Genomic DNA, 1383 nt, shown 5'->3' with positions numbered 1-1383 from the left:
GTTTTTTGTTCGAAGCCATCCACTCGTTATCCTTCGGCTGACCGGAGGATAACGAGCAGCGCCTACAGGTCCACGCTCACGGCGCGGCCATTGCGGATTTCCACCCGGCGCATCACGGCGATGTCGGGACCAGCGCCGGGGGCGACCGGTTTGGCGACGGTGATCACGTACCAGGCGCCGTTGGCCAGGCCCGAGAAGCTGAAGCGGCTGTTGGCGTCGCAGACCGTGCGCTTGACGAAGGCCGAGTAGTCGCCGCTGGGGGCGTTCGGCGTGCGGGCGCGAACCTCGTCGGCCGGCAGAGCCGAGCGGTCGGGCGACTTGTAGAGGATGGTCATCCGCCGCCGGGTCCACGGCGTCTCTGGCGTCAGGACGACGCCGGCGCCTTCGCAGCTGTAGCGGGTCTGGCCGGACTTGAAGACCAGGCGGCCGTCCACGCGGCCCTGGCCCGGCACGGCCGACCAGGAAAAGTCATCGGCGCGGAACGTGTTGGCCGAGGCGGGTCCGCTGGCGCCGGGCGGCGGAGGCGGCGGGGGACCCAGGGTGGGCGCGCAGGCGGCGACCAGAAGCAGGGCGGCGGAGGCGGAGATGACGCGGATGCATGACATGTTGCGGCCACCTTATGCGCCCGATCATGCCGACGCCAAGAGGTTGGTTGAGCGCGTTCGATTGGATCGGGCGGCTCAGTCGTCGCCGCGGACCTTGCCACGCATGGATTTGACGCCGCCCCGGTGAACCTTGGCTTCGACCCGACGTTTTTTCGCAGCCAGGGTCGGCCGGGTCTTCTTGCGCGGGGGCGGGGGCGGGGCGGCGGCTTCGCGAATCAGTCCCAGCAACCGCTCAAGCGCCTCGGCTCGGTTCCGTTCCTGGGTCCGGTGGGTCATGGCGACCAGCACCAGCACTCCGTCCTGAGTGATCTTGCGTCCGCCCAGCTTCATCAGCCGGATCGCCACGTCGTTGGGCAGCGACGGCGAGCGCCGGACGTCGAAGCGCAGCTCCACGGCGGTGGAGACCTTGTTAAGAGTTTGTCCTATTTCGCGGGTTAGCCTGTCACGGCGTGTGGGGGGACGAACCCGTTGAAGCCGAAGGCTTACTCATACATCCGCTGGTCTTCGGATCGCCAGACTTCCGGCGACTCGCTGAAACGCCAGCTTGAGCTATCCGAAGCCTATGCTGCCGAGCACGGGCTCGAACTCGATAACCGCCTGAAGGATGAGGGCGTTTCCGCTTACCACGGGTTAAACCGCACCAAGGGCGATCTCTCGATCTTCCTCGAACAGATCAAGACGGGCGAGGTGGCGCCCGGCGCATACCTTCTCGTGGAGTCGCTCGACCGCGTTTCCCGCGAGAATGTGATCGACGCCCAAACGCTATTCTTGCAGATCA

General features: G+C 66.4%; 3 protein-coding genes. 1 reads left to right on the top strand and 2 read right to left on the bottom strand.

The window, feature by feature from the left end; genetic code table 11:
• Positions 1–62 precede the first annotated feature (62 nt).
• Both Q7T84_RS00425 and arfB read right to left on the bottom strand, forming a co-directional pair.
• Entirely contained in the window at positions 63–605 is a 543-nt protein-coding gene (locus Q7T84_RS00425) for a hypothetical protein (RefSeq protein WP_304805584.1), read from the bottom strand.
• A 75-nt stretch (positions 606–680) separates the two neighbouring features.
• Positions 681–1031, bottom strand: a complete 351-nt coding sequence (gene arfB, locus Q7T84_RS00420) for an alternative ribosome rescue aminoacyl-tRNA hydrolase ArfB (protein WP_304805585.1) — start codon at positions 1029–1031, stop codon at positions 681–683.
• A 42-nt stretch (positions 1032–1073) separates the two neighbouring features.
• Here arfB and Q7T84_RS00415 point away from each other — a divergent pair.
• Positions 1074–1383 (top strand): recombinase family protein (locus Q7T84_RS00415; RefSeq protein ID WP_304805583.1); only part of this gene is annotated, 310 nt, incomplete at its 3' end.

It is taken from the genome of Phenylobacterium sp. (assembly GCF_030654915.1).
Classification (GTDB): domain Bacteria; phylum Pseudomonadota; class Alphaproteobacteria; order Caulobacterales; family Caulobacteraceae; genus Phenylobacterium.
Note: the sequence above shows the minus strand (reverse complement) of the source record. Positions and strands in the feature narration are given on the sequence as shown.